Annotated in this window: 24 protein-coding genes; 6 read left to right on the forward strand and 18 right to left on the reverse strand. The window is 67.3% G+C overall.

All coding sequences use genetic code 11. The annotated features are described in order from the left end of the window. Window positions 1-366: 366 nt before the first annotated feature. Window positions 367-1,500, forward strand: a complete 1,134-nt coding sequence (locus BLR51_RS05515) for a mandelate racemase/muconate lactonizing enzyme family protein (RefSeq protein WP_089844803.1) — start codon at window positions 367-369, stop codon at window positions 1,498-1,500. 66 nt (window positions 1,501-1,566) lie between these two features. Here BLR51_RS05515 and BLR51_RS05520 read toward each other — a convergent pair whose 3' ends face one another. The 7 genes from BLR51_RS05520 to BLR51_RS05550 all read right to left on the reverse strand — a co-directional run bounded on the left by BLR51_RS05520 (window position 1,567) and on the right by BLR51_RS05550 (window position 8,470). Beyond that, complete coding sequence (locus tag BLR51_RS05520) at window positions 1,567-2,067, reverse strand: dihydrofolate reductase (protein WP_089844805.1); 501 nt, start codon at window positions 2,065-2,067, stop codon at window positions 1,567-1,569. A 2-nt stretch (window positions 2,068-2,069) separates the two neighbouring features. Further along, complete coding sequence (locus BLR51_RS05525; protein ID WP_089844807.1) at window positions 2,070-2,879, reverse strand: thymidylate synthase; 810 nt, start codon at window positions 2,877-2,879, stop codon at window positions 2,070-2,072. 117 nt (window positions 2,880-2,996) lie between these two features. Beyond that, window positions 2,997-3,596, reverse strand: a complete 600-nt coding sequence (locus tag BLR51_RS05530; protein WP_089844809.1) for a histidine phosphatase family protein — start codon at window positions 3,594-3,596, stop codon at window positions 2,997-2,999. After that, window positions 3,593-4,627, reverse strand: a complete 1,035-nt coding sequence (locus tag BLR51_RS05535) for an ABC transporter ATP-binding protein (RefSeq protein ID WP_089844811.1) — start codon at window positions 4,625-4,627, stop codon at window positions 3,593-3,595. The genes BLR51_RS05530 and BLR51_RS05535 overlap by 4 nt, the downstream gene beginning before the upstream one ends. Beyond that, window positions 4,624-6,309 carry an ABC transporter permease gene (locus BLR51_RS05540; RefSeq protein WP_165616738.1) on the reverse strand — a complete coding sequence of 562 codons (1,686 nt, stop codon included), beginning with the start codon at window positions 6,307-6,309 and terminating at the stop codon, window positions 4,624-4,626. The genes BLR51_RS05535 and BLR51_RS05540 overlap by 4 nt, the downstream gene beginning before the upstream one ends. An 89-nt stretch (window positions 6,310-6,398) precedes the next feature. Continuing rightward, window positions 6,399-7,520 carry an ABC transporter substrate-binding protein gene (locus BLR51_RS05545; RefSeq protein ID WP_207543557.1) on the reverse strand — a complete coding sequence of 374 codons (1,122 nt, stop codon included), beginning with the start codon at window positions 7,518-7,520 and terminating at the stop codon, window positions 6,399-6,401. Between the two features lie 95 nt (window positions 7,521-7,615). After that, complete coding sequence (locus BLR51_RS05550) at window positions 7,616-8,470, reverse strand: MurR/RpiR family transcriptional regulator (RefSeq protein ID WP_089844817.1); 855 nt, start codon at window positions 8,468-8,470, stop codon at window positions 7,616-7,618. 206 nt (window positions 8,471-8,676) lie between these two features. Between BLR51_RS05550 and BLR51_RS05555 the strand changes: the two genes are divergently transcribed. Together BLR51_RS05555 and BLR51_RS05560 are read left to right on the forward strand one after the other, a co-directional pair. Then, window positions 8,677-10,065: an NAD(P)/FAD-dependent oxidoreductase gene (locus tag BLR51_RS05555; protein ID WP_089844818.1), complete on the forward strand. Its 1,389-nt coding sequence runs from the start codon at window positions 8,677-8,679 to the stop codon at window positions 10,063-10,065. Between the two features lie 18 nt (window positions 10,066-10,083). Next, on the forward strand, window positions 10,084-10,437 hold the full coding sequence (locus tag BLR51_RS05560) for a cupin domain-containing protein (RefSeq protein WP_089844820.1): 354 nt from the start codon (window positions 10,084-10,086) through the stop codon (window positions 10,435-10,437). A 25-nt stretch (window positions 10,438-10,462) separates the two neighbouring features. Here the strand turns inward: BLR51_RS05560 and BLR51_RS05565 are convergent, their stop codons facing one another. After that, window positions 10,463-11,206: a FadR/GntR family transcriptional regulator gene (locus BLR51_RS05565; RefSeq protein ID WP_165616739.1), complete on the reverse strand. Its 744-nt coding sequence runs from the start codon at window positions 11,204-11,206 to the stop codon at window positions 10,463-10,465. A 158-nt stretch (window positions 11,207-11,364) separates the two neighbouring features. On the opposite strand from BLR51_RS05565, the gene BLR51_RS05570 reads away from it, so the two are divergent. After that, window positions 11,365-11,694 (forward strand): NIPSNAP family protein, encoded by a 330-nt coding sequence (locus tag BLR51_RS05570; RefSeq protein WP_089844824.1) that lies wholly within the window; start codon window positions 11,365-11,367, stop codon window positions 11,692-11,694. A 48-nt stretch (window positions 11,695-11,742) separates the two neighbouring features. Here BLR51_RS05570 and BLR51_RS05575 read toward each other — a convergent pair whose 3' ends face one another. From BLR51_RS05575 to BLR51_RS05610, 8 genes are all read right to left on the reverse strand, one after another. Further along, window positions 11,743-12,777 (reverse strand): AbrB family protein, encoded by a 1,035-nt coding sequence (locus BLR51_RS05575; RefSeq protein WP_165616740.1) that lies wholly within the window; start codon window positions 12,775-12,777, stop codon window positions 11,743-11,745. A gap of 11 nt (window positions 12,778-12,788) precedes the next feature. Next, a complete protein-coding gene (locus BLR51_RS05580) occupies window positions 12,789-13,811 on the reverse strand; it encodes an ABC transporter ATP-binding protein (RefSeq protein ID WP_089844828.1) in 1,023 nt (340 codons plus the stop codon). Between the two features lie 2 nt (window positions 13,812-13,813). After that, entirely contained in the window at window positions 13,814-14,785 is a 972-nt protein-coding gene (locus BLR51_RS05585) for an ABC transporter ATP-binding protein (protein WP_089844829.1), read from the reverse strand. Further along, the gene (locus BLR51_RS05590; protein WP_089844831.1) at window positions 14,782-15,705 is read right to left on the reverse strand and encodes an ABC transporter permease; all 924 of its coding nucleotides are present in this window, start codon (window positions 15,703-15,705) and stop codon (window positions 14,782-14,784) included. Before BLR51_RS05590 ends, BLR51_RS05585 begins: the two co-directional genes overlap by 4 nt. Window positions 15,706-15,711: 6 nt before the next feature. After that, window positions 15,712-16,686: an ABC transporter permease gene (locus BLR51_RS05595; protein WP_089844833.1), complete on the reverse strand. Its 975-nt coding sequence runs from the start codon at window positions 16,684-16,686 to the stop codon at window positions 15,712-15,714. Window positions 16,687-16,704: 18 nt separating this feature from the next. Beyond that, window positions 16,705-18,318, reverse strand: a complete 1,614-nt coding sequence (gene ggt, locus BLR51_RS05600; protein WP_207543558.1) for a gamma-glutamyltransferase — start codon at window positions 18,316-18,318, stop codon at window positions 16,705-16,707. Next, window positions 18,315-19,166 (reverse strand): alpha/beta hydrolase family protein, encoded by an 852-nt coding sequence (locus BLR51_RS05605; protein ID WP_089844835.1) that lies wholly within the window; start codon window positions 19,164-19,166, stop codon window positions 18,315-18,317. Before BLR51_RS05605 ends, ggt begins: the two co-directional genes overlap by 4 nt. A gap of 93 nt (window positions 19,167-19,259) precedes the next feature. Continuing rightward, a complete protein-coding gene (locus BLR51_RS05610; protein WP_089845173.1) occupies window positions 19,260-20,831 on the reverse strand; it encodes an ABC transporter substrate-binding protein in 1,572 nt (523 codons plus the stop codon). 194 nt (window positions 20,832-21,025) lie between these two features. Here BLR51_RS05610 and BLR51_RS05615 point away from each other — a divergent pair, with 194 nt between their 5' ends. Next, the gene (locus BLR51_RS05615) at window positions 21,026-21,793 is read left to right on the forward strand and encodes an IclR family transcriptional regulator (protein ID WP_089844837.1); all 768 of its coding nucleotides are present in this window, start codon (window positions 21,026-21,028) and stop codon (window positions 21,791-21,793) included. Between the two features lie 4 nt (window positions 21,794-21,797). On the opposite strand, the gene BLR51_RS05620 is transcribed toward BLR51_RS05615, so the two are convergent. Continuing rightward, entirely contained in the window at window positions 21,798-22,259 is a 462-nt protein-coding gene (locus BLR51_RS05620) for an Lrp/AsnC family transcriptional regulator (protein WP_089844839.1), read from the reverse strand. A gap of 171 nt (window positions 22,260-22,430) precedes the next feature. On the opposite strand from BLR51_RS05620, the gene BLR51_RS05625 reads away from it, so the two are divergent. Further along, a complete protein-coding gene (locus tag BLR51_RS05625) occupies window positions 22,431-23,474 on the forward strand; it encodes a pyridoxal-phosphate dependent enzyme (protein WP_089844841.1) in 1,044 nt (347 codons plus the stop codon). A 22-nt stretch (window positions 23,475-23,496) separates the two neighbouring features. Here the strand turns inward: BLR51_RS05625 and BLR51_RS05630 are convergent, their stop codons facing one another. Continuing rightward, window positions 23,497-24,357: a DMT family transporter gene (locus BLR51_RS05630; protein ID WP_089844843.1), complete on the reverse strand. Its 861-nt coding sequence runs from the start codon at window positions 24,355-24,357 to the stop codon at window positions 23,497-23,499. Window positions 24,358-24,402 lie beyond the last annotated feature (45 nt).

Raw genomic sequence — 24,402 nt, forward strand, 5'->3', positions numbered from 1 at the left:
CAACGGTGTGGGATCCGATATCGGACGGCGCCCGGACGTTGCGCCACCTGCCCTCCCGCAGGCTCCGATATGTAATCGCTTACACTATCGACAAGATGACGGCACAGGTCAATGACCAATCTTGCGCGATGTGAAAATCCTTTGGTCTGTTTCCACCTTCCCCGGATGATACAAAAGAAATCTGCGGAAAACGGCAGAAAAATACCCGTGTCACACTTGGCTTCTCTGCGCTGCGGACAGTCTGGCGTATAAGTCTGGCAGGCGCACCTGTCCGCCGCAGCTGGGAGGCGGGCGCAACTGGCCTATTGTCTAAATCGCTTACATCGGTAGTGTGACGTCAGGTTTCCCCAGCGAGAAGACCCCGACATGACCGACAGACCCGAGTATCATCCCGCCCATCGCATCGCCCGCGTGGACGTGCATCTTGTCTCCACACGGGTGGCCTCCGGCTTTGCCGACGCGACACGCACCGTTGAATGTGTGGGCTTTACCGTCGTGCGGGTGACGACGGATCAGGGGCTGGAAGGATTTGGCCTGACCTATCACGAGGTGGGGGGCGAGGCGACGCGCAGCCTGATCCTCAACAACATCGCCCCTGCCATCATCGGGCGCGATCCGCTGGAAACCGAAGCGATCTGGACCGACCTGTTCCACTACCTGCGCGGCGTCGGTCGCAAGGGGCTGACCTTTGCGGCACTCAGCGCGATCGATCTGGCGCTCTGGGATCTGAAGGGCAAGATCGTCGACCTGCCGGTGTTTCGTCTGCTGGGGGGCAACCAGACCCGCGTGCCGGTCTATGCCTCGGGCGGCTGGACCTCCTATGACGATGACCAGCTTCTGGCCGAGATGACGGACATGGTCGCGCAGGGCTATTCGCATATCAAGTTCAAGGTCGGCGTCGAGGGCGCGACCAACCTGCGCCGCGATGTCGAACGGGTCCGCAAGGTGCGCGATGCGGTCGGGCCCGACATCCGGCTGCTGCTTGACGCCAACAACTGCTGGGATGCAGCCACGGCGGTGCAGTTCGCCAACCGGGTGCGCGACTGCGACATCTTTCTGTTCGAGGAGCCGGTGCTCGCCGATGACATTCCGGGGCTCGCGCGGTTCAAGCGGGGCACCGACATCCCACTTGCCACCGGCGAGCATGAATACACCCGTTACGGCGTGCGTGACCTGATCCTTGCGGAGGCCGCCGACATCGTGCAGGCCGATGCCGCGCGGGCGGGCGGTTACACGGAAATGCTGAAGATCGGGGCGCTGACGCAGGCATGGAACCTGCGGTTTGCGCCGCATGCGATGGAGCATATGCACCTGCATCTTGTCAGCGCGATGCCGAACGCCCCCTTTGTCGAACGCCTGCGGCTTTTCGAGGAGATCACCGGGCTGGTGCTGAAAGACGGGCCGATGCCCGAGGCGGGCGCCTTCACGCTCAACGAAAAGCCGGGATTCGGTCTGGAGCTTGACATGGACTTCATCCGCGACGCCGACGAGGCGCGCTGAGCCCCCGCCGGGCTGGCGGCGCAATATCTGCCGCCAGCCTCCGCCTCCCGACGGATGTCCAGCAGATCAGCGCGGCATCAGGGCCCGCGGGTCGCGGCGCAGGAATTCCCGAAGCAGGCAGCGGGGCGCCTCGGCGCGCAGTGGGCGGGTGCCGATCTCCAGCCAGTCCTGCGCGGCGAATTCGGGAAAGAACGTGTCGGCCCCCTCCACGGCAATGTCGACCTCGGTGATCAGCAGGCGATGCGCCAGCGGCAGCATCTCGGCATAGATCGCGGCGCCGCCGATGGCGTAGATCCGGCTGACCCCCTGCGCCCGGGCATGGCGCAGCGCCTCTTCGACCGACCGGCACAGGTCGGGGCCGTCGGGCAGCGCGGCGGAGACCACGATGTTCAGCCGGTTCGGCAGCGGTTTTCGGGGCAGGCTGTCCCACGTCCTGCGGCCCATGATCACCGCGCCGCCCAGAGTTTCCTGCTTGAACGCGGCCAGATCCTCCGGCGCGTGCCACGGGATGGTGTTTGCCTTGCCGATTGCGCCGTTGCGCGCGCGGGCCACGATGACGGTGATCATGATTACACCGCCACCGGGGCCTTGATGGCCGGATCGGGATCATAGCCGGTGATCTCGAAATCCTCATATCTGAAGTCGAAGATGTCGCTGACCTCGCGGCGGAACCTGAGCTGGGGCAGGGGCTTGGGCTGCCGGGACAGCTGCAGGGTCACCTGATCGACATGGTTGAGATAGATATGCGCGTCGCCGATGCTGTGGATGAATTCCCCCGGCTCATAGCCGGTGACCTGCGCAAGCATCCGCAGCAGCAGCGCGTAAGAGGCGATGTTGAAGGGCACGCCAAGGAACATGTCCGCCGAGCGCTGGTAAAGCTGCAGATGCAGCCGACCGCCAAGGATGCGCACCTGCCAGAGCGTGTGGCAGGGCGGCAGGGCCATCTGCGCCAGTTCAGCCGGGTTCCATGCCGAAACCAGCAGCCGCCTGCTGCTGGGGGAGGTGCGGATCGCCGCGACCAGATCCGCGATCTGGTCGATGCCGCTCTGGCCGTCCGGGCCGGGCTGGGCGGTGGCGAAGCTGCGCCACTGCTTGCCATAGACCGGGCCAAGCTCTCCGGTCTCGTCCGCCCATTCGTCCCAGATCGAGACGCCGTTTTCCTTCAGATAGCCGATATTGGTGCTGCCGGACAGGAACCACAGCAGTTCATGCAGGATGGAGCGCAGATGCAGCTTCTTCGTCGTCACCAGCGGGAAGCCATCCGCCAGATCATAGCGCGTCTGCATCCCGAAATAGGAAATCGTGCCGGTGCCGGTGCGGTCGTCGCTGGGGATCCCCTGCGTCAGAACGGTGCGGAGGGCTTCATGGTATTGGCGCATCGCGACGCTCCCTGTGGGTCCAAGGGGGGAGTGTATCCGGTGGTGCGGGCCGGTCCAAGGGCAGGAAACGGCGCGCAGCGCAGGTCCGTCCTTGCGAGAAGGCACGGCAGGGGCTGTTCAGTCCGGCGCGTCGAGCACCAGATCCTGCCCCCGGACGTTGAAGGCCTCAAGCCGGACCTCGCTGCCGGTATGGGCCAGAACCGTCAGGCTGGCCGGGCCCACGGGAATGATCTTGGACGGCGACAGCGACAGGCTGGCATCCAGCGCGGCGCGGATCACCCCGCCATGGCAGACCAGCGCCACCGTATCGGGCCCGGCGGCAAAGGCCTCCTCGATCACCTGCCGGATGCGGGACCGGAAGATGGTCCAGTCCTCCGCCCCCGGCGGGGTGAAGCGGCCCGCGCGCCATGCCAGATACTCCTCGCGGCTTTCGGCGCAGATCTCGGCGATCTCGCGGCCTTCCCAGTCGCCAAGCGCCTGCTCGCGCAGCCCCGGCTCGGGCTCCGCTGCCGGATGGCCCAGCAGATCCGCCGTGCGCCGCGCCCGGCGCAGATCGGAACTGCGCACCAGCCCGGGGGCGAGCGAGGCCACCAGCGGGGCCAGCGCGCGGGCCTGCGCCTCGCCCTCGGGGCTGAGTGCGATGTCGCACTGGCCCTGCAGGCGCCGCAGCGCGTTCCATTCGGTTTCACCGTGGCGGATCAGAAGCAGGCGTTTCAAGGGTGGGGGTCTCCTTCGGGAAAGATCGTGGGGCTGCTGTCGGGCAGCAGGATGTGAAGGCGGTCGGGGAGCGCGGTGCCGCGCGGCACCACCGCCGTCAGCCGCTGGCCCTCGACCCGGGCGGTGACCAGCCACTGCCCCGCCATCGGGATCACCTCGATCCGCTCGGCGGGCAGGCTGCCGGGGGCGGGGCTGTCGGTCAGGCGCAGATCCTCGGCCCGCACCATCGCAAGCCCGGTCCGGCCCGCAAGCTGCGGTGCCGGATGGCGGCCAAACCATGCACCGTCCCGCACCGGCACCAGATTGGCGGGCGGGGTGCCGACAAACCGCGCCACAAAGGCGCTGGCGGGCTGGTCCAGAAGCTGCATCGGCGGCGCGAACTGTTCGATGCGCCCGCGGTTCAGCACCGCCACATCGGTGGCGAGCGTCATCGCCTCCACCTGATCATGGGTGACATAGACCGAGGTGGCGCCGGTTTCCGCATGGATCCGCGCCAGTTCATGCCGCATCTCGACCCGCAGCGCGGCATCGAGATTGGACAGCGGCTCATCGAACAGCATCACCGGCGGGCGGGGCGCGATCATCCGCGCCAGCGCCACGCGCTGCTGCTGCCCGCCCGAGATCTCGCCGGTATGGCGGCCCGCAAGCTCGGCGATGCCCATCATCTCCAGCGCCTCGCCCACCCGCCTGCGCCGCTCGGGGGCTGCCATGCCCGCCACCTTCAGCGGCCAGTCGACATTGCCCGCCACCGTCATGTGCGGCCAAAGCGCGTAGGACTGGAACACCAGCCCCGCGCCGCGCTTTTCGGCGGGCAGCGACAGCGCGCCGCCTTGGGCCACCAGCCGGTCGCCGAAGCGGATGGTGCCTGCGGTCGGCGCCTCCAGCCCCGCGAGCATGCGCAGGATGGTGGATTTGCCGCAGCCCGAGGGGCCGAGCAGCACCAGAAAGGCGCCGGGCCGCACCGACAGCGAAATGTCGCGGACCACCGGGCCCGTGCCGTAATCCTTGGTCAGCCGGTCAATGGCGATCATGGGCGGCGTCCTTTCAGAAGCTGGGCCAGTGCCGTCGCCGCGACCGAGATCGCAAGGATCACCACGGTGATGGCATTGGCGAATTGCTGGAACCCGTCAGAGGCGTAGCGGTAGGACAGCACCGACAGGACGGGGGTGTCGGGGGTATAAAGCAGCGCCACGATGGCCAGATCGCCCACGACATTGACAAAGACCAGCAGCGCGCCCGCGATCAGGCCACGGCTGGCCAGCGGCAGCGTGATCGCCACCAGCCTGCGCGGGAAGGAGGCGCCGGTCATCCGCGCCGCCTCGTCGATGTCGCCCGCGATCTGCGCCACGGTGGCGCGGCCCGTCTGCACCGCGAAGGGCAGCGAGGCGGCGGTCAGCGCCAGCCCCAGCAGCAGCGGCGTGCCGTAAAGCCCTGGAACCGGACCGAAGCCCGCGCCGTAAAGCACGATGAAGGCGGCGCCAAAGGCGATGCCGGGCAGCAGCATCGGCAAAAAGGACAGCTGGTTGACCGTTTCGGTCAGGACGCGGATCCGCGGGCCGGTCAGCACAAGCGCGGCCAGAACGCCAAGGATCACCGCCGCCACGGCCACCGCCACGCCCAGCCCCAGCGTGATGACCAGCGCCTTGACGATCTGCGGGTTGCGAAAGATCCCGGCCTGACCGCGGGCGAAATCGGGATCGGCGGCGCCGGTCCAGAACTGCAGGGTCCAGTCCGAAAAGAGCGCGGATCCCTGCGGCGCAAGGCTGGCGGCGACCAGCAGCAGGATCGGGCCAAGCGTGGTGACAAAGCAGATCGCCATGGCGGTGCAGCAGAGCGGCCAGCGCGCGCGGCCGAGCTTCATCCGGTGCCGCCGCGCGCCCTTGCCCGAGATGGTGGCAAAGCTGCGCCGCCCGACCAGCAGCCGGTTGCCGACCCCCAGCAGGGCGGCTGAGACGAGGATCAGCAGGATCGCCAGCACATAGCCCCGTTCGGCCTGCCCGATCTCGATCATGCCGAACAGGCGGGTGGACAGGGTCTGCATCCGCACCGGCAGGCCCATCAGCGCGGGGGCGGCAAAATTCGACACGGCGGCGGCAAAGGCAAGCGAGGCCCCCGCCAGCAGCGCGGGCGTGACCATCGGCAGCACGATCCCCAGCAGGATGCGGCGCCGCGGCGCGCCCGACATCTCTGCCGCCTCGACGGCATCGCCGTTGAGCGAGGCGAGCGCGGCCGCGACCACGGTGAAGACCAGCGCGTAATACTGCGCGATCAGCACAAACAGCGTGGGCAGCAGCCCCCAGGCCAGCCAGTCGGGGCTGTCAAAGCCCAGGCCCGCCAGCATGCCGGTGCTGCCGCCGGTGCGGCTGTTGCGGAAAAGGCTCGACCATGCCAGCGCGGTGGCGAAGCTGGGGATCATGAAGGGCAGCGTCGCCAGCACTCCCAGCGTGCGCGCCAGCGGCACGTCGGTCATCACCACCAGCCATGCGAAAAACCCGCCGATCAGCAGCGATCCGATGGCGGTGCCAAGGCCAAGGATCATCGTATTGCCCAAGGGCTCCCATGTCAGGTTGCGCGACAGGCGGCTGACCAGCACGTCGGACCATGCGGCACTGCCAAGCGTCTGTCCCAGAATGGACAGCAGCGGCGCCGCCACCAGCAGGATCAGCGGCACCAGCACCACAAGGGTCAGGCCAAGGCGCTTTGGCAGGATCATCACGGTCTCCGCAGGCAGGGGCAGGGGGCAAAAAAGGCGGGCCCCCGCGGGGGCCCGCATCGTTAGGTGGCCCGGAGGGGCCGGGCGGATTATTGCAGCGTCAGGATCAGGTCGGCGACCTCGGCCCGGATCTCTGCGGACTTGACGGCGTCGATCTGCCAGCCGTTGAACTGGTCGAGCGGGATGGCATCCTGATGCGGCGTGATGTCGGTGCGCGTCGCCCAGTCACCGGCCACGTAGAAGGGTGCAAAGCCCGCGCCGCCGGTGTCGCTGTCATCGCCCATCAGGAAATCGATGGCGAGCCGCGCGGCGGCGGGGTTCTGCGGGGCGGCGGTCAGCGCCAGAACCGCCGGAAAGACGATGCCATTGGCCGGGGCCACGTCATTGGCCACCTGCAGCGCCCAGCCTTCTTCGGCATTGTCGCGCCGGTCGGAATAGCTGGTGAAGCCGATGGGGGCCGCCTCCTGTCCCAGCGTGCCGATGGCCGCGTTGACATCGTCGGTGGAGCCGACCAGCACCAGATCATTGGCGAAAAGATCCGCGATGAACTGCTCGCCCGCGGAGCGCAGGCCGCTGTCAAGCTCGATCGGGGCGCCGAATTCCGCCTCATAGGCGGTGGCCATCTCCTCGGCGCGCAGCACGATCTCGGTCATCAGATCCAGATAGTCGCCGCGCTGCAGCGGATCGACCATCACCACCTTGCCCGCCCATTCGGGGCGGGTCAGATCCCACAGGCTGTCGACCGGCGCGCCGTCGGGATAGGTTTCTTCGTTATACATCAGAACCTTGGTCGACAGGCGCTGCGCCAGAAGCGGCGATGTGAACTGCGCGGGCACAAGCTCTGCCACGCGCGGCGGCACATAGGGGGACAGCAGGCCGCTTTCCAGAAGCTCGGTGGTGACCACCGGCGTGTCGGAGACATAGATCACGTCGGCCACCGTCTGGCCTGCCGCCGCCTCGGCCTTCAGCCGGGTGATCTGTTCGGTGGAGGACAGATCATAGCCGATCATGTCGATGCCGGGATAGGCGGCCTCGAAAGCCTCCTCGACCCGGCCGATGCGGCTGGTGAAGGAATAGACGGTCACGCTGCCTTCGGCCTGCGCCTGCGGCAGCAGGTCGGCGGCGGAGAGCCCGTCAAGATGCTGCGCGGCGGCGGGCAGGGCGAGCGCGGTCAGGGCGAGACCGGCAAGGGTCGAAGTCATAAGTCGCATGGGAAACCTCGGGTCAGGGGGCGTTGCACCCTCTGTGTAGGCTTATCTTGCAAAATATTTATGACATGCAAGATAACTTGCAGAAAATCCCCCGCCTATTTGCGCGTCACCCCGTCCGCCTCGAAACTGGCGATCAGCGCGCCCAGATCGGAGAGCGAGGAGATGGCCTCGCTCCGCCGCCCCAGCGCAAGGATCAGCGCGTTCAGGATCAGCATGGGCACGGTCAGCGTCTGGAACCCGTCCGGCACGCCGGTGCGCGGCGCGGCAAGCATGCCTTCCGCCGCAGGCCGCAGCAGCGGGCCGACCTCGTCGGCGATGACCAGCGTCCGGGCGCCGACCTGCCGCGCCCGGTCCATCAGCGCGGCATAACCGGGCGGCTGATGGCGGAAGGCAAACAGCAGCACCGCATCCTGCCCGGTGATCCCCAGCGCGGTTTCGGCAAGATCGCGGGCGCTGCCTTCCAGCATCCGCACGTCCACCGCCATGCGCTGCAGCCGCCGTTCCGCCTGCGCGGCCAGCACGCTGGCATTGCCATGGGCGAAGACAAAGACCCGGCGCCCGTCCAGAATTTCCGCCGCCGCCGCGATCTGTGCGGCGTCCACATGATCGGTCAGACGGCCCAGCGAGGCGGTTTCCAGCGCGATCAGATGGCGCAGCGGATCCTCTCCCGCCTCGCTCAGCGTGCTGGCCATGCGCGTCGCGGGCTCGCCGCCCAGATAGGCCTGCTGCATCGCGCGCCGGAAGGCGGCATAGCTGTCATATCCCAGCTTGCGCGCCAGCCGCGAACAGGTCGCCTCGTGCAGCCCCGCCCGTTCCGCAAAGGCCGCCGCCGACAGCAGCGCCACATCGCGCGGCGCCTTGACCAGTTCGGCGACAAGACGCTCTTCCGACTGCGTCAGAACCACCGCCCGGTCGCGGATGCGCGCCATCATGTCCATCGCCTGCGCCATGTCGTCTCCCTCGCTGATCCTGCCGGTCTTTCCGGAGGGAAAGCGCGGCTGCCTGTCTGCCTACATCATAATATCGCACCGGCCCAGAGAGGTGCCGGGCCGCGTCCGGCGATCTGTCTTGGACGCGTGACAGAATTCGGGCTAACGCTTGGCGGGGCAGGGCCGTCATGGCCCCCCAAAACCGGGGCCACGGACAGGACGGACCCATGATGGCCAAGAAAAACGGCGGTGTTTCCTTCTGGTACGAGGCGCTTGGCGGTGTTCCCCGCTATCGCGCGCCGCTGCCCGGCGATCTGGAGGCGGATGTCTGCATCATCGGCGCGGGCTATACCGGGCTCTGGTCGGCCTATTACCTGACCGAACGGGATCCCGGCCTGCGCATCGTGATCGTCGAGAAAGAATTTGCGGGGTTCGGGGGATCTGGCCGCAATGGCGGCTGGTGCACCGGCGAATTCAGCTGGAACCGGGACAGCTATCTGTCGACCGGCACCCGCGCCGGTGTCATCGCGTTCGAGCGGCAGCTGCGCGATACCGTGGCCGAGGTGCAGCGGGTGACCGAGACACATGGCATCGACTGCGATTTCCTGATGACCGACTGCCTGACTTACGCGCAGACCCCGGCGCAATGGCAGCGCCTGCAGCAGGACCACGCCGAAGCCCTGTCATGGGACGTGCCCGCCAGCCGGCTCGAGCTGATCGACGGGGCAGAGGCCGCCGCGCGCATCCGGGTGCCGGATGCCCATGGCGCGCTGGTCCGGCACGGTGTGGCGCGGGTGCAGCCTGCCAAGCTGGTGCGCGGCCTTGCCGATCTGGTCGAACGGCGCGGGGTCAGGATCTATGAACAGACCGCCGTCACCGGCATCGAAAAGGGCCGCGTGTCGACCAGCCGCGGCACGGTCAGGGCCCAGCGGATCCTTCGCGCGACCGAAGGATTCACCCATGGCATCAAGGGGCAGGAACGGGAATGGCTGCCGCTCAATTCCGCGCAGATCGTGACGGAGCCGCTGCCTGACGCGCTGTGGCAGCAGATCGGCTGGGACCGGTTCCAGCTTCTGGGGGATGCGAGCCACGCCTACTGCTATTCGCAGCGCACCGCCGACAACCGCATCGCCATGGGCGGGCGCGGCGTGCCCTATCGCTTCGGCTCCGCGACCGATGTGAACGGCCAGACGCAGCCTGCCACCGTCGCGGCGCTGGTCCGGATCCTGCACCGGATGCTGCCGCAGACACGGGGGCTCGCCATCGACCATGCGTGGTGCGGGGTGCTGGGCGTGCCGCGCGACTGGTGCGCCACCGCAGGCATGGACCGTGCCACCGGCATCGGCTGGGCGGGCGGCTATGTCGGGCTAGGCGTCTCCACGTCGAACCTCGCGGGGCAGACGCTGGCGGATCTGGTGCTGGACCGGCAGACCGAGCGCACCGCGCTGCCATGGGTCAACCGCCGCCCGCGCAGATGGGAGGTGGAGCCCTTGCGCTGGCTGGGGGTGCACGGCATGTACGGGCTCTATCATCTTGCCGACCGCCTTGAGGCCCGTTCGGGGCGCAGGACCACCTCCGTTCTGGCCAGTCTGGCCAACACGCTGACCGGGCGCTAGCCGCCGCAGGAGAATGCCATGATCGATCTGTCCGTCTTCACCGCCCTGTCCGGCATCGACCTTGGCGCGCTGCAGGACAAGCCGACCACCCTGACCCCCGGTCAGAGCGAGGCGGCGCAGCCGCTCTGGACCTCGCCCGATGGCCAGCTCGAGATCGGGCTCTGGGAATGCACGCCGGGGCAGTTCACCGCCGACCGTTCGGCGGCGGCGGAATTCTGCTATTTTCTGAAGGGCCGGATCGTGATGACCCATCTTGACGGCACGCGGAAAACCCTTGGGCCGGGGGATGCGATCCTGCTGCCCAAGGGCTGGAAGGGCACGTGGGAGATCACCGAGCACACGCGCAAGATCTACGTCTTTTTCGAAGGCTGAACGCCAGAGGGCAGGGCCGCGATGGTCAGCGCAAATCTGCGCGCTGTGCCAGACGGGTGGCGGCGCGGTCGAACCTTGTGCGGGTGGCCTGCCGCGCGGCCTCGGCATCGCGGGCGCGCAGCGCCTCGACCACGGCGCGGTGTTCCCCAAGGATGCTGGCGCCAAATTCGCAGGCGGCGGCATTCTTCAGAAAGGCCGAGCGCAGGTTGTTCTGGATCGTGCTTTCGATCATCAGCGTGACCTCGACATAATAGCCGTTGCCGCTGGCCTCGGCGATGCGGCGATACAGCATCAATTCGCTGTCCACCCGCAGTTCCAGCGCCGCTTCGGGGCCAAGCCGGTCGGCGGCCTCGAGTTCGGCAAAGATCCGGTCGATGTCGCGCATGTCGGCCTTGCTGCGCATCCCTGCGGCCAGCGCGCTGGCCTCGGCCTGAACCCCGGTGCGCAGCTGCAGCAGCTGCACGATGCGCTTGCGCTTTTCGAAACAGGCGGGGCTGATGCGGAAGGAAGATCGCTGCGCCGGATCCGTGACAAAGGCGCCGACCCCGCGCCGCGAATCCACCAGCCCGTCATAGCGCAGCAGCGAGATCGCCTCGCGCACCACGGTGCGGGCGACGCCGAAACGTGCCGACAGATCCGCCTCGGTGGGCAGGCGGTCGCCGGGTTTCAGCTGTCCGGTCTCGATGGCCGCGATCAGCGCGGTCGCCACCTCGTCCGGCAGGCGGCGGGGGCGGTCGATCCTTTCGAACAGCGGCGTGGCTTCTGGCATGGTGGCTCCTGAGGGGATGGCACTCGCATATTCTACCAGCCGCCCTGTTGTCAGACAACCAGACATATGGCTAGAAAGGCTGACGCAAGGGGAGGGGACGCGGCAAAAACCGGCGACGGTTTCCGCCACATTCCCTCCCCCCTCACAGGAGCCTTTGCATGATCTTTGACCACCGCATCTATACCTGCCGCCCCGGCACCATCAAAAAGCACATGGCGCTTTATGAAGAGCACGGCTTTGCCGCGCAGTCGCGGCATCTGGGCGCGCCGGTGCTGTATGGCGCGACCGAAACCGGCGACGTGAACAGCTATGTGCATGTCTGGCGCTATGACAGCCCGCAGCACCGCACCGATTGCCGCGCGGCGCTGGCCGCTGATCCGGACTGGCAGGCCTATCTGCGGCTGAGCGCCGAGGCGGGCTATCTGACCTCGCAGGTCAATTCGATCCTGACGCCCGCGCCGTTCTTCACCCTGCCCGGCACGGAGTGACCCAAGGCCCCCCGCCGCCGCGACAGGCGCGGCGCGCGGGACCGCCGGTCAGGGCGTTTTTCTGCGCGACACCAGCCCCGCGCCAAGGATCACCATGCCGATCCGGCTGATATGGCTGACCACGACAAACGAAACCTCGAGGTTCAGCGCCAGCGCGACAAGGCTCATCTCGGCCAGCCCGCCGGGGGCAAAGGCCAGCAGGATGCCCTCCACCGGGACGTCGATCAGATATTGCAGCCCCAGCGCGAACAGCAGCGCCACCCCCAGCAGGATCACCGTGGATCCGGCGGAGGTCAGCAGGATATGCAGGATGCGGCGGCTGGAGGTGCCCGCGAACCGGCAGCCGACCGTGGTGCCCAGCACGATCTGCGCCACGGCGATCACCCCGCTTGGCACGGTGAATCCGGTGGCACCGGTCCAGTGCAGCGCCATGCTGACCAGCATGGGCCCGATCAGGAAGGGCGCGGGCATCCGCAGCAGACGGCCCAGCCCGGTGCCAAGCGCGATGGCACCCAGAAAGAACGCGACATCCAGCAGCCCCATCTCCGCCAGAGGCCGCCATGCCGCGACGCGCGCGCCGGGATCGGCCCCGGTCACCAGCGTCATCAGCGGCGGCAGGCCCAGCACGACCAGAAAGATGCGCGAGGAATGCATAAGCGCGATGGTGCGTTCATCGCCGCCGCGTTCGGCCCCCAGCAGCACCATGTCGATCAGCCCGCCGGGCATTGCCGAAAAGAACGCGGTGGGACCGTCCATGCGGATCATGCGCCGCAGATAGACGGTGCAGAGCACCGCCGAGACCAGCAGATAGGCGGCAAGCGCGACCAGCGCAGGCCACCAGTCGGCGACAGTTTCCAGCGTATGGGGGCCGAACTGCGAGCCCAGCATGACCCCGATCACCGCCGACATCGGCGGACGGGCGCGGGCCCAGCCCTTCACCGGCAGATGCAGGATGGAGGCGAGCCCCGTCGCGGTCATTGCGCCCAGCATCCATGACAGCGGCATGCCGATCAGCGTGAACAGCGCGCCCCCCAGCGTGCCGATCGCCAGCGCCATGGCAAAGCTCGGGCGCAGGGCCCCCATGCGCCCCGCCGTCATGCCGCCTGTTGGTCGTTGAGGTGGCAGGCAGAGCTGTGGCCGGGCGCGATCTCGCGCCGCTTTGGAACCTCGACGCGGCAGCGCTCATGGGCCATGGGGCAGCGCGGGTGGAAATGGCAGCCTTTCGGCGGGTCAAGCGGGCTTGGCAGTTCGCCCTTCATCGCGGCGAAGCGGCGCTTGCCCGGACGGATGCGCGGCACCTCGGCCAGCAGCTGCTGCGTGTAGGGATGGTTGGGCCGCGCGAAGACCTCCGCAACCGGCGCCTCTTCTACGACGCGGCCCAGATACATGATCGCGACCCGGTCAGAGATATGTTCGACCACGCCCAGATCATGGCTGACGAACAGGTAGGTCAGATCAAGCTGTTCGCGCAGGTCCATGAAAAGATTGAGGATCTGCGCCTGAATCGACACGTCGAGCGCCGCGACGCTTTCATCGCAGACAAGGAAATCCGGCTGCACCGCCAGCGCCCGCGCGATGTTGACCCGCGCGCGCTGCCCGCCGGAAAACTGGTGCGGCAGGCGGCGCTTCATCGCCGGATCGAAGCCCGCCTTGCGCAGGTAATCGTCCACATAGGCGCTGCGGTCGCCTTGGATCATGCCATGGATCTGCGGCGCCTCGGCCACCAGCGTCTCGATGCTCATGCGCGGGTTGAGCGCCGCCATCGGGTTCTGAAAGATCATCTGCGCGGCCAGATCGGCATCGCGCAGCTGCCGTCCGGACAGGCGCTGGCGGTCCTCGCCTTTCCACAGCACCTGCCCCGAAGAGGGCGGCAGGATCCCGGCGGCGATGCGCCCGAGCGTGGATTTGCCGCAGCCGGATTCGCCCACAAGCCCAAGCACTTCGCCCTTGCGCACGGTCAGGTTGACCTCATCCAGCGCATGGACCACGGGGGGCGGCTTGGCTGCGCCAAGCGCGATGGCGATGCGTGCGGCCAGATCGGGGCGGCTGCCGAAGGTGCGGGACACCTGACGCAGGTCCAGCAGGGGGGCGGTGGCGGGGGTCTCGGTCAGGCTCATACTCACGCAAGCGCCTCCTCATGCGGGTGGAAACAGCGGTGATAGGTCTGGTCCGTGCCAAAGCGGCCGGGGCGTTCGGCGCAGGTGCTGTCGGCGCGGGCGCAGCGGGTGCGGAAGGCGCAGCCCTGCGGCATCCGCGCCAGACCGGGCGTGACCCCGGGGATCTGCGCCAGCCGGGTGCCACGGGTGTTTTCCGACGGGACCGACCGGATCAGACCGCGCGTATAGGGGTGGCGCGGACGTTCCAGCACCTCGGTGATCGGGCCGGTCTCGACGATGCGCCCGCCATACATGACGGCAATGCGGTCAGCGAGCCCCGAGACGATGGCCAGATCATGGGTGATCCAGATCACCGCCGTGCCCTGATCCTCGGTCAGCTTCTGGAATTCCGAGATGATCTGCGCCTGAATCGTCACGTCGAGCGCGGTGGTGGGCTCGTCCGCGATGATGAGGTCGGGCCGGTGCAGCAGGGCGATGGCGATGGCCACCCGCTGCCGCATCCCGCCCGAGAACTGGTGCGGATAGGCCGCCAGCCGCTCCTCGGGGCTGGGGATGCCCACCTGACCCAGCGCGTCGCGGGCCCGCGCATGGGCCTCCTGCCGGGACAGGGTTTCATGCGCGTGCAGGGTTTCGGTCATCTGGGTGCCGATGCGCAGCACCGGGTTCAGGGTCATCATCGGATCCTGAAAGACCATGGCGATGCGCCGCCCGCGCAGCGACCGGCGGGTTTCCGGATCGGCCTTGGCAAGATCGCTGCCGTCGAACAGGATCTGCCCTGCGGCGATGCGGCCCGGAGGATCGACAAGCCCCATGATCGAAAAGCCGGTGACGCTTTTGCCCGATCCGCTTTCGCCGACGAGCCCCAGCACCTCGCCGCGGTGCACCTGCAGCGACACCTCGTCCACGGCGCGCAGATCCCGGCCGTCGCTGGGAAAGACCGTCACAAGGTCGCGAACGTCGAGCAGCGGGGTCATCGGGCGTTCCTCGGGTTGAGCACGTCGCGGAGCCTGTCGCCGACGAGATTGATGGAGACGATGGTGATCAGCAGCGCGATGCCGGGATAGAAGCTGATCCAGTAGAGCCCCGAGAGCAGATACTGATAGCCATTGGCGATCAGCATGCCGAGCGAGGGCTGCGTGACCGAGGCGCCAAGCCCCAGAAAGGACAGCGTGGCCTCCAGCCCGATGGCGCGGGCGACCTGCATCGTGGCGATGACGATGATGGGCGCAAGGCAGTTCGGCAGCAGATGGCGCAGCAGCACCCGGTGGCCGGGGATGCGCAGGCAGCGTGCGGCTTCGATATATTCCTTTTCGCGCTCCACCAGGGCCGTGCCGCGCGCGGTGCGGGCATAGGTCGCCCATTCCGCAACGATGATCGCCAGCACCACGTTGGTGACGCCATTGCCAAGGATCGCCAGCACCATCAGCGCCATCAGGATGGTCGGGAAAGACAGCTGCAGATCCACGAGCCGCATCATGAACGTCTCGGTGCGTCCGCCCATATAGGCGGCCATCAGCCCCGCCGTGGTGCCGATCAGCGCGGCCACGAATGCCGAGGCGATGCCCACGATCAGCGAGGTGCGCAGCCCGTAGAGGATACCCGACAGGATGTCGCGGCCCTGCCCGTCGGTGCCAAGGTGATAGGGCACGCCGGAAAAGCTTTCCGATCCGGGCGCCAGACGGCTGTCCATGATGTCGAGCTGCATCAGGTCATAGGGATCCTGCGGCGAGATCAGCGGCGCGAAGATCGCGGCTCCGATGACCAGCAGCAGTCCGACCGCGCCAAGCAGGGCGGCGGGGGCGGAAAAGAAGCGCCGGATCGCGGGCCAGACGCGGCGCGGTGGCGGCGCTTCGGTCACCGCGATATCCGCGGCGTCGGCGAGCTTGGTGTCCATGGCGGATTATCCCTTGCCGTCGAGCCGGACACGCGGGTCCAGCAGCGTATAGCAGATGTCGATGATGAAATTCAGCGACACGAACAGCACGACCATCATCATCAGGTAGGCCACGATGACGGGCCGATCCAGCAGGTTGATGCTGTCGATGATGAGCTTGCCCATCCCGGGCCAGCCGAAGATGCTTTCGGTCACCACGGAAAAGGCGATGAGCGAGCCGAATTCCAGCCCGATGATGGTGACCACCGGGATCATCAGGTTCTTGAGGATGTGGACCAGCACGATGCGGTTCTCGCGCAGGCCCTTGGCGCGGGCGAACTTGACGAAATCCTGCATCACCACCTCCTGCACGCCCGCACGGGTCAGCCGCAGGATGAGCGAGGTCTTGAACAGGGCGAGGTTGAGCGCGGGCAGGAACAGATGCGCCAGCCCGTCGCTGGTGAGAAAGGACCAGCGCGCGCCCAGAAACTCCGCCGTCTCGCCCCGCCCGTTGGAGGGCAGCCAGCCCAGTTGCACCGCAAAGAGCAGGATGAACATCAGCCCCACCCAGAAGGTCGGCAGCGAAAACCCGAGGATGGAGCCGGTCATGATCAGCCGCGACGACAGCCGCTCCGGATAAAGCCCGGCGTAAAGCCCCAGCGGCAGGCCCACCACCAGCGCGATCAGCATGGCGCAGAGCGCCAGTTCCAGCGTCGCGGGCAGGCGTTCCACGATCACGTCCAGCGCGGGCTTGCTGTAGACGAAGCTGTCGCCGAAATTGCCCTGCGTCAGCCCGTGCAGAAAGCTCAGATACTGGCGCCAGAGCGGCTGGTCGAGCCCGAGATTCTGCATCACGCGCAGCCGTTCGGCCTGATTGAGGTCGGGATTGATGAGGATGTCGACCGGGTTGCCGATCACGTTGACGCCAAGAAAGACGATCAGCGTCATCGCGAAGATGACGAACCCCGCCTGAATCGCGCGGCGTATGAGGGTGGTGATCATGGGCTTGCTCCTCCGGGTTCAGTCGACGCTGATCGCCATGCCGTCACGCTGCGGATCCGCCGCGCCCGAGGAGACCCCGTCCTTGATCCGGATACCGTGCAGGGCGGCGAAGGCATAGGTCTGCGGCGAGCGGACCACCTCGTAGCCCTGCGCGCGCAGGTCATCGGCGACGGACCGGCGGATGCGGTTGCAGATGTCGATGCTGTTGGACACCCCCACCAGCCGCGGTGCTGCCACCGCCTCGTGGATGCCCATGCCGAAATCGAGCATGTTGATGATGCCCTGCGCCACGGTGGGCGCGATATAGCTGCCCCCCGGCGCCCCGATGACGATGGCGGGGGCGTCGCCGTCAAAGACGATGGTGGGGGCCGCCGAACTGGCGCGGCGCTTGCGCGGCGCGATGGACGCGGCCTTGCCCGGGCGCGGGTCGAACCGGCCCATGAGCCCGTTATACATGAAGCCGAGCCCGTCGGTGATCGCCCCCGACGGCGAGCCCAGCGAATGGGTCAGGGCCACGGCATTGCCCTGCTTGTCCACCACGGAGATATGGGTGGTGTCGCGCTGCGACAGGTCCAGCCGTTCGACATTGGCCCGGTCGCCGCTGCGGATGCGCGCGGCAAGATCCGCAGCATGGCTCTTGGACAGCAGCGCCTCCACGGGCACGTCGACATAGGCCGGATCGCCCATATGGGCGTCCTTGTCGATGGTCATGTATTTCATCGCCTCGAACAGCGTGCGCACATAGTCGCTGGACCCGTGACGCATCGCGCCAAGGTCGAAATTCTCGAGGATGTGCAGCAGTTCGATCATCGGCAGGCCCGATCCCGGCGGCGGGCTGGAGGCGATGCGGTGCCCGCGATAGCTGCCCCAGAGCGGTTCGGCCTTGGTCACGGCATAGTGCGCCAGATCCTCCAGACCGATCAGCCCGCCCTTGGCGGCAAAATCCGCGGCGATCTGCTCGGCGATCTCGCCGTGATAGAAGATGTCAGAGCCGCCGCTTTCGGCGACGCGGCGCAGCGTGCGGCCAAGATCGGGGTTGCGCAGGATCTCTCCGACATTGCGCAGCTGCCCGTCGGGATGGAAATAGACGCGCCTTCCGGTTTCGGAAAACCGCAGCTTGTCCATGGTGTTGGCCTGCCCGTCGGCGGTCTGGTCCTTGGTCCAGTACCAGTGCATGTGCGGGCGGATCTTGAAGCCGTCCTCGGCATAGCGGATGGCGGGCGCGATCAGGTCGGCCCAGTCCCAGCTGCCATACTCGCGCAGCGCCGTCTCGTACCCCTTGAGCGAGCCGGGGGTGCAGCAGGCGAGATAGCCGATTTCGGAGATGTTGTTTTCGAGGATGAAGCCGAACCCGTCGCGGCTCTGGCCCTTGAGCTTGTCGAGCCACATGTCCGGGGTCGCGGCGGCGGGCGCCAGCGCGTAGAATTCGAGGATCTCGTGCAGGCCGCGGCTTGGCATATAGACCTGCATCGAGCCGAAGCCGCCGATGCCCGACATCTGCGGATCGACCACCCCCTGCACGAAGGCGCAGGCCAGCGCCGCGTCGACGGCATTGCCGCCGCGCTCCAGCACCTCGGCCCCGGCCTCGACGGCTTCGGGCTGCGGCGCCACGATGGTGGCGTTGCGGATCATGCGCGCATCTCCTTCAGCGTGCAGGTCAGGAAGGCCTTGACGGGCCCAAGGCATTTGAGCCGGTCATGGGACACGCCGGGCACCTCGTCGAAGGTGACGCGGACGCCCGCCGCCTCGAAGGATTTCTGCAGGCTGCGCAGCCGTTCCGGCCGGGTCGCGCCCGCGTCATTGGCGCCCTCCATGTAATAGGCGGCGCCGGGCTTGTGGGTGATCTCCCATGTCTCGAGGTCGAGCCCGCCCACGACCATCTGCACCGGCACCTTTGCCAGCGCTGCGGCATCGAAGGGGCGACCGAACTTTTCGGCCAGATCCCGAATGCCCACCCACCAGTCGCGGTCCGGATCAAGCAGCGTCACCGATCCCGGCGCGCCGATGCAGGCGGCCCACAGCTTTTCCGGGTGCAGGATGGCGAAGCGATGGGTGAAATGCCCGCCGCCGGAATAGCCGAACATGGCGAATTGCGACCAGTCCTGACCGTATTTTTCGGCCATCTCGGCCACCATGGCCAGCACCACCTCGTCGTAGCGGATGTCGCCCTCGCGTATGTATTTGTAGCCCGAGCGTGCGCCGTCGCCGCGCACGTTCACCGGAAAGATCGGGCAGAGAATGGCGCAGTCGTTGTAGAGCCCGAATTCGGCAAAGCCGTCGCGGAATTCCAGCGCCGAGGTGCGCCCGGTTCCGTGCACCGCGACCAGCAGGTCGACCTTGCGCCCCTCTGCGGCGGCGGGGGGGACGTAAAGCAGCATGTGAAACCGCGGATCGGCGCTGGAGGCGAAGATCGCCGTGTCGCCATAGTCGTAAATCGCGCGGGCGCGCTCTGTGGCGCCGCCCGGTGCAAGCTCCTGCATGGGATCTCCTGTGGGGGAAGGGTCGTCCGTGCCGCGGGGGAGGGCGCGGCAAAAGGCGGGGGGCAGCACCTGCCGCCCCCCGCAGTCGGGGAGTTATTCGACGCTGCCGTGCACCTCGTAGGCGAGCGTGTACTTGTCGCTGCGCGGGGTGAACTCGATGCTGCTCTTGGCGCCCAGAACCACGTTTTCGTAATGCATGGGCAGCAGCCACGTGTCGTTGAAGGTCAGTGCAGAGACCTGCTGCAGCAGCGGTTCGCGGTCCGCCTCGTCAAGCGTCGAGGTCGCCTGTTCCAGAAGGTCGTTGATCTCGGTCACGTTGATGCCGCCGCCGTTGTAGCGGCCCGTGCCCTTGTCGGCATCGCGGCCCGCGACCACCGCCAGCGCCGGGTTCGACACCTCGCCGGTGTTCACGCCCCAGGAACCGAGGAACAGCGAATATTCTCCGTCCGAATAATTGTTGGAATAGACCGACCACGGCATCACTTCGACCTTGGTGTCGATGCCGATGCGGCTCAGCATCTGGCCTGCGGCCTGCAGCACCTCGCTGTCATTCACATAACGCCCGGAAGGGCCGTGGATGGTCAGCCCGAAGCCGTCGGGATACCCCGCCTCGGCCAGCAGCGCCTTGGCGCCTTCGGGATCATAGGCGACGTTCTCGACCTCGTCGGAATGGCCAAAGAAGCCTTCGGCCACATATTGATGCGCCACGGTGCCGTTCTTCTGCATCACGCGGTCCACGATGGCCTCGCGGTTCATCGCCATCAGCAGCGCCTTGCGGACCCGTGCATCCTTGAACGGGTTGCTGTCCAGCGGCGTGCCATCCTTGGCGGTGACGAAGGGCGACACGTCGCGCGACACGTCCATGCCCAGATAGACCAGCCGGGTCGACTGGCCGCGGATCACCTCGAGCCCGTCGCCGGACTCGACCCGGGCGACCCCCTCGGCGGGCAGGTTCTCGATCAGGTCCAGATCGCCCGCGAGCAGCGAGGCAAGGCGGCCACCGTCATCGGGCACAAGCCGCAGCGTGACCTTGCTCCATTCCGAGGGGCCGTCGAAATAATCGTCGTTGCGCTCCAGCTCGATGCGGTCGCCGGGGGTGTAGGAGACCAGCTTGAACGGGCCGGTGCCCACGGCGGCGGGGCCGTTTTCGAACTCGGCGACACCGGCCTCGGCATAGTCGGAGCTGATGATGCGGATCCGGCTCAGCGAGTTGAGGATCATCGGATCGGGCGCCGTGGTTTCCACCACGACCGTATGCGGATCCTCGGCGGTGACTTCGGCGATGTTGCGGGTATAGGCGGCGAAGGCCTGGCTTTCCTTGTCGCGAGCGCGGATCAGCGAGGCGATCACGTCCTCGGCGTCAAAGGCCGAGCCGTCATGAAAGGTCACGCCCTCGCGCAGCTTGAAGCGCCAGTGCGTGTCATCGACGATCTCCCATTCGGAGGCCAGCTGCGGCTTGTTCTCGGCGGAGCCGCCCCGGTTGATCAGGCTGTCCCAGATGTGGCGGCTGGCGGCGTTGTTCGGCGAATTCGAATCCTCGTGCGGATCAAGCGAGGTGATCGGGGCGGCCATGCCGATGGACAGATGCGCCTCTTGAGCAAAAGCCGGGCTGGCAGTGGCGGCGACCAGGGCGAGGACGGAGCCATGGAAGCGGCGCCGGGTCATGGAATGCATCAATGTCAGGTTCCCTTGCTGGATGTCTGCCCGCCTTCGGCTGGGCGTTTTGATCGGGATGTGGCCATCGCCGATGCCCCGACAAAACGAAACGTGAGGCCTATGTGTCAATTTTATTTTCCGCTTGTTTCGTTAAATGAAACGCATAAGTTCACTGGTAGAAAGCAATTTTCAGGCGAGGTGAGATGCAGGATTATATAGTAGAATCAGTAGATAAAGCGATTGACCTGCTGATGGCCGTTGCGCGCAAGCCGAACATTGGCGTAACGGAACTGGCGAAAAAAACCGGGGTGACCAAGTCCCGTGCCTTCCGTCTGTTACACACAATGGAACAGCGCAAGATCATCAAACGGACCAGTGAAAGCACCTATGGGCTGGGAGAGGCCATGCTGGTGCTTGGCATCACGGCCAGCACCCAGACCGATGTGATTCGTCTTGCCACCCCGATCCTCGAGGAACTTTGCCAGCGGGTGAACGAGACGGTGCAGCTGCGCATCGTCGACGGGCTTGATGCGCTCTGCATCGCCAAGGCGGAGCCGTCGCGCGATCTGCGGGTGCATGCGAATGTGGGGCGCCGCAGGCCGCTTTATGCCGGATCTCCGAAATGCCTGCTGGCCTTCCAGCCGCAGGAGTTCATCGACCGCTGCGTGCCGCTGAAGCCGCCAGCGCTGACCGCGCATACGCCCAAATCCCGCGCCGTCATTCTGGAAGAGCTGATAAAAATCCGCAGGCAGGGCTATTGCGTCAGCCGGGGCGAGGTCAGCGACCATCAGGTGTCCTGCGCGGCCCCGGTCTTTGCGCTCGACAATTCCGTGGTGGCGACGATCCATGTGGTGGCCCCGGCCTTCCGCATCCGCGAGTCGGAGCTGGAGCACATCATCCGCATCGCCACCTCCGCCGCGCAACGGCTGTCGCGGGCGCTTGGCTGGTCCGAGGAGGAGACGGCGGTCTGAGGGCTCAAGCGCTGTCGAGCGGCAGGGAAAACCCGGTCTTGACCCGGTCCATGACGGCGCTGGTGCGAAAGCGCAGGATGTTGTCTTCGGCAAAGAAATGACGGCGGGTGAAGGCGTCGTAATCGGCCATGTCGCGGGCGGAGAGGATCAGGATAAAATCCGCGTTTCCGGTGACATAGTAGCACTGCATCACTTCGGGCGCCGCCTGCATCGCGGTCTTGAACCGGTCCAGATCCGCTTTGCGTTCGTTCTGCAGCGTCACCTCGACGATCAGGATCAGCCCGCGCCCGACCCGCGCAGGGTCCAGCACGGCGATCTCGGCCTCGATGATGCCGCTGGCACGCAGCCGCGCCAGCCGTTTGCGGCAGGCATCGGGCGACAGTGCCACCTGTTCTGAGAGGGCTTCGGCGGTGGCGCGGGCATTCCGCTGCAACGCTTCGAGGAGGAGGGCATCAAATCTGTCCATGCGGCAGGGATCGCGCAGAATCGGACCAAAGCGAAGCAGGAACTGCCGCCCGGTCTGGAAAACCGCGCCTTTCGCGCCTGCGGGTCCGGAAACCGGCCCGACTGCGGCGCAGATTTCCGGAACCGGTAGCCGCGTCTGCGCTAGGCTCTGGAACAGCGAAAGGAGCTACTCATGGTGCATATCTTCCGGAATCCGTGGCGCGGCGGCGGGATTGACGGGGCAGGGCTGCTGCCGCTGGCAGAGGCGGGCGACGTGGCGGCCCTGCTGCAGCGCTGTCCGGCCCATGCGGCGACCCCCCTGCGCCCCGCGCCGGATCTGGCGGCAGAGCTTGGGATCGCGGCGCTGTGGCTGAAGGACGAGCGCACGCGCATGGGGCTGGGCAGCTTCAAGGCGCTTGGCGCCGCCCATGCCATCGCGCGCGAGGCGGCAGCGACCGGAGCAGAGGATCTGCGCCATGCGCTGCGGGGGCGGGTCTATGTCACCGCCAGCGCGGGCAATCATGGCCTGTCCGTGGCGGCGGGTGCCCGGCTTTTTGGCGCGCGCGCGGTGATCCATCTGGCCGAGACCGTGCCGGACGCCTTTGCCACCCGGCTGCAGGACAAGGGGGCCGAGGTGGTCCGCTCTGGCGCCACGTATGAGGACAGCATGCGGGAAGCCGCCCGCGCGGCGGAGGTGCAGGGCTGGACGCTGCTGTCGGACAGTTCATGGCCGGGATATACCGAGCTGCCCCTGCGCGTGATGGAAGGCTATCTGCAGCTGGCCGCCGAGGCTGCCGCGCAGATCGACGGGCCGCCGACCCATATCCTGCTGCAGGCCGGGGTGGGCGGGCTCGCCGCCGCCGTGGCCGCCCATGCGCGGCATGTCTGGGGGCAGGCGCCGCAGATCGTGGTGGTGGAACCCGAGGCGGCCCCGGCGCTGCGCGACAGCCTGCGCGTGGGCCGGGTGGTGGACACGCAGGGCCCGGTTTCGATCATGGGGCGGCTCGACTGCAAGACGCCGTCGCTGATCGCGCTCAACGGGCTGGCGCGCGATGCCGACGCAATCGCCACCATTTCGGAGGAGGAGGCGCAGCGCGGCGTCGACTTGCTGGCCCGGCACGGCCTTGCCACGACCGCCTCGGGTGGGGCCGGGGTCGCGGCGCTGCTGGCGGGGCTCGACCTGCCCCCCGACGCGCGGGTGCTGGCCATCCTCAGCGAGGGGCCGGAACTGGGCTGACCGCGCGCGGCCTTTGCGGCGGTCAGGCGAAGCGCTTGGCCCCCGCCACACAAAGACCGACAAGGGCCGTGACCACGATCATCGACCCTGCCACCGGCTCGCCCAGAAGCAGGCCCGCCAGCGCCAGACCGAAGAAGGGCTGCAGCAGCTGCAGCTGGCCCACGCCCGCGATCCCGCCAAGCGCGAGACCGCGATACCAGAACACAAATCCCACCAGCATGCTGAAGACAGACACATAGCCAAGCCCCAGCCATTCCGGCAGGCTGACCTCTGAAAATCCTGCGGGCCAGCTGGCCAGCATCACCGCAGCCATGCCCGGCAGCGCCAGCACCAGCGCCCAGGAGATCACCTGCCAGCCTCCCAGGCGGCGGGACAGGGTGGCGCCTTCGGCATAGCCCAGACCGCAGATCAGGATGGCGCCCAGCATCAGCAGGGTGCCGGTCAGCGTGCCGCCATCCCCCTGCCGTCCGGCAAACAGCGCCACGGCAAGGCTTCCGGCGCAGGAGAACAGCCAGAAGACGGGGCGGGGCCGCTCCCTGCCGCGCAGCACGCCGAAAAGGGCTGTGGCCAGCGGCAGCAACCCGATAAAGACGATGGACTGCGCCGAGGTGATGTGGCGCAGCGCCAGCGCCGTCAGCAGCGGAAAGCCCACGACCACCCCCGCCGCGGTAAGGGCAAGCGGGACAAGGTCGCGCCGCTGCGGCCATGCCTGCCGCAGCAGCAGCAGAAGCGCAGCCCCCAGCAGGGCGGCGATCACCGCGCGGGCGGAGGTCAGGAACAGCGGGCTGAATCCCCCGACCGCGACCCGCGTCGCCGGAAGCGAGCCGCTGAATATGATCACCCCGAGCATCCCGCTGCCCCAGCCCGCGCCTGTCTGCGTCATCACCTGCTCCTTGTGGTTCCTTCCCGGATAGGGATTTGCCGCTGG

This window comes from Salipiger marinus (genome assembly GCF_900100085.1).
GTDB lineage: Bacteria > Pseudomonadota > Alphaproteobacteria > Rhodobacterales > Rhodobacteraceae > Salipiger > Salipiger marinus.

Excerpts from the sequence above, each read along its gene's own strand:
- BLR51_RS05620 (WP_089844839.1), bottom strand. The coding sequence starts at position 22,259 with ATGGACAGATTTGATGCCCTCCTCCTCGAAGCGTTGCAGCGGAATGCC.
- BLR51_RS05630 (WP_089844843.1), bottom strand. The coding sequence starts at position 24,357 with ATGACGCAGACAGGCGCGGGCTGGGGCAGCGGGATGCTCGGGGTGATC.
- BLR51_RS05520 (WP_089844805.1), bottom strand. The coding sequence starts at position 2,067 with ATGATCACCGTCATCGTGGCCCGCGCGCGCAACGGCGCAATCGGCAAG.
- BLR51_RS05610 (WP_089845173.1), bottom strand. The coding sequence starts at position 20,831 with ATGACCCGGCGCCGCTTCCATGGCTCCGTCCTCGCCCTGGTCGCCGCC.
- BLR51_RS05570 (WP_089844824.1), top strand. The coding sequence starts at position 11,365 with ATGATCTTTGACCACCGCATCTATACCTGCCGCCCCGGCACCATCAAA.
- BLR51_RS05585 (WP_089844829.1), bottom strand. The coding sequence starts at position 14,785 with ATGACCCCGCTGCTCGACGTTCGCGACCTTGTGACGGTCTTTCCCAGC.
- BLR51_RS05625 (WP_089844841.1), top strand. The coding sequence starts at position 22,431 with ATGGTGCATATCTTCCGGAATCCGTGGCGCGGCGGCGGGATTGACGGG.
- BLR51_RS05575 (WP_165616740.1), bottom strand. The coding sequence starts at position 12,777 with ATGGGGGCCCTGCGCCCGAGCTTTGCCATGGCGCTGGCGATCGGCACG.
- BLR51_RS05565 (WP_165616739.1), bottom strand. The coding sequence starts at position 11,206 with ATGCCAGAAGCCACGCCGCTGTTCGAAAGGATCGACCGCCCCCGCCGC.
- BLR51_RS05560 (WP_089844820.1), top strand. The coding sequence starts at position 10,084 with ATGATCGATCTGTCCGTCTTCACCGCCCTGTCCGGCATCGACCTTGGC.
- BLR51_RS05590 (WP_089844831.1), bottom strand. The coding sequence starts at position 15,705 with ATGGACACCAAGCTCGCCGACGCCGCGGATATCGCGGTGACCGAAGCG.
- BLR51_RS05615 (WP_089844837.1), top strand. The coding sequence starts at position 21,026 with ATGCAGGATTATATAGTAGAATCAGTAGATAAAGCGATTGACCTGCTG.
- BLR51_RS05580 (WP_089844828.1), bottom strand. The coding sequence starts at position 13,811 with ATGAGCCTGACCGAGACCCCCGCCACCGCCCCCCTGCTGGACCTGCGT.
- BLR51_RS05555 (WP_089844818.1), top strand. The coding sequence starts at position 8,677 with ATGATGGCCAAGAAAAACGGCGGTGTTTCCTTCTGGTACGAGGCGCTT.
- BLR51_RS05515 (WP_089844803.1), top strand. The coding sequence starts at position 367 with ATGACCGACAGACCCGAGTATCATCCCGCCCATCGCATCGCCCGCGTG.
- BLR51_RS05545 (WP_207543557.1), bottom strand. The coding sequence starts at position 7,520 with ATGCGACTTATGACTTCGACCCTTGCCGGTCTCGCCCTGACCGCGCTC.
- BLR51_RS05535 (WP_089844811.1), bottom strand. The coding sequence starts at position 4,627 with ATGATCGCCATTGACCGGCTGACCAAGGATTACGGCACGGGCCCGGTG.
- BLR51_RS05525 (WP_089844807.1), bottom strand. The coding sequence starts at position 2,879 with ATGCGCCAATACCATGAAGCCCTCCGCACCGTTCTGACGCAGGGGATC.
- BLR51_RS05550 (WP_089844817.1), bottom strand. The coding sequence starts at position 8,470 with ATGGCGCAGGCGATGGACATGATGGCGCGCATCCGCGACCGGGCGGTG.
- BLR51_RS05595 (WP_089844833.1), bottom strand. The coding sequence starts at position 16,686 with ATGATCACCACCCTCATACGCCGCGCGATTCAGGCGGGGTTCGTCATC.
- BLR51_RS05540 (WP_165616738.1), bottom strand. The coding sequence starts at position 6,309 with ATGATCCTGCCAAAGCGCCTTGGCCTGACCCTTGTGGTGCTGGTGCCG.
- ggt (WP_207543558.1), bottom strand. The coding sequence starts at position 18,318 with ATGATCCGCAACGCCACCATCGTGGCGCCGCAGCCCGAAGCCGTCGAG.
- BLR51_RS05605 (WP_089844835.1), bottom strand. The coding sequence starts at position 19,166 with ATGCAGGAGCTTGCACCGGGCGGCGCCACAGAGCGCGCCCGCGCGATT.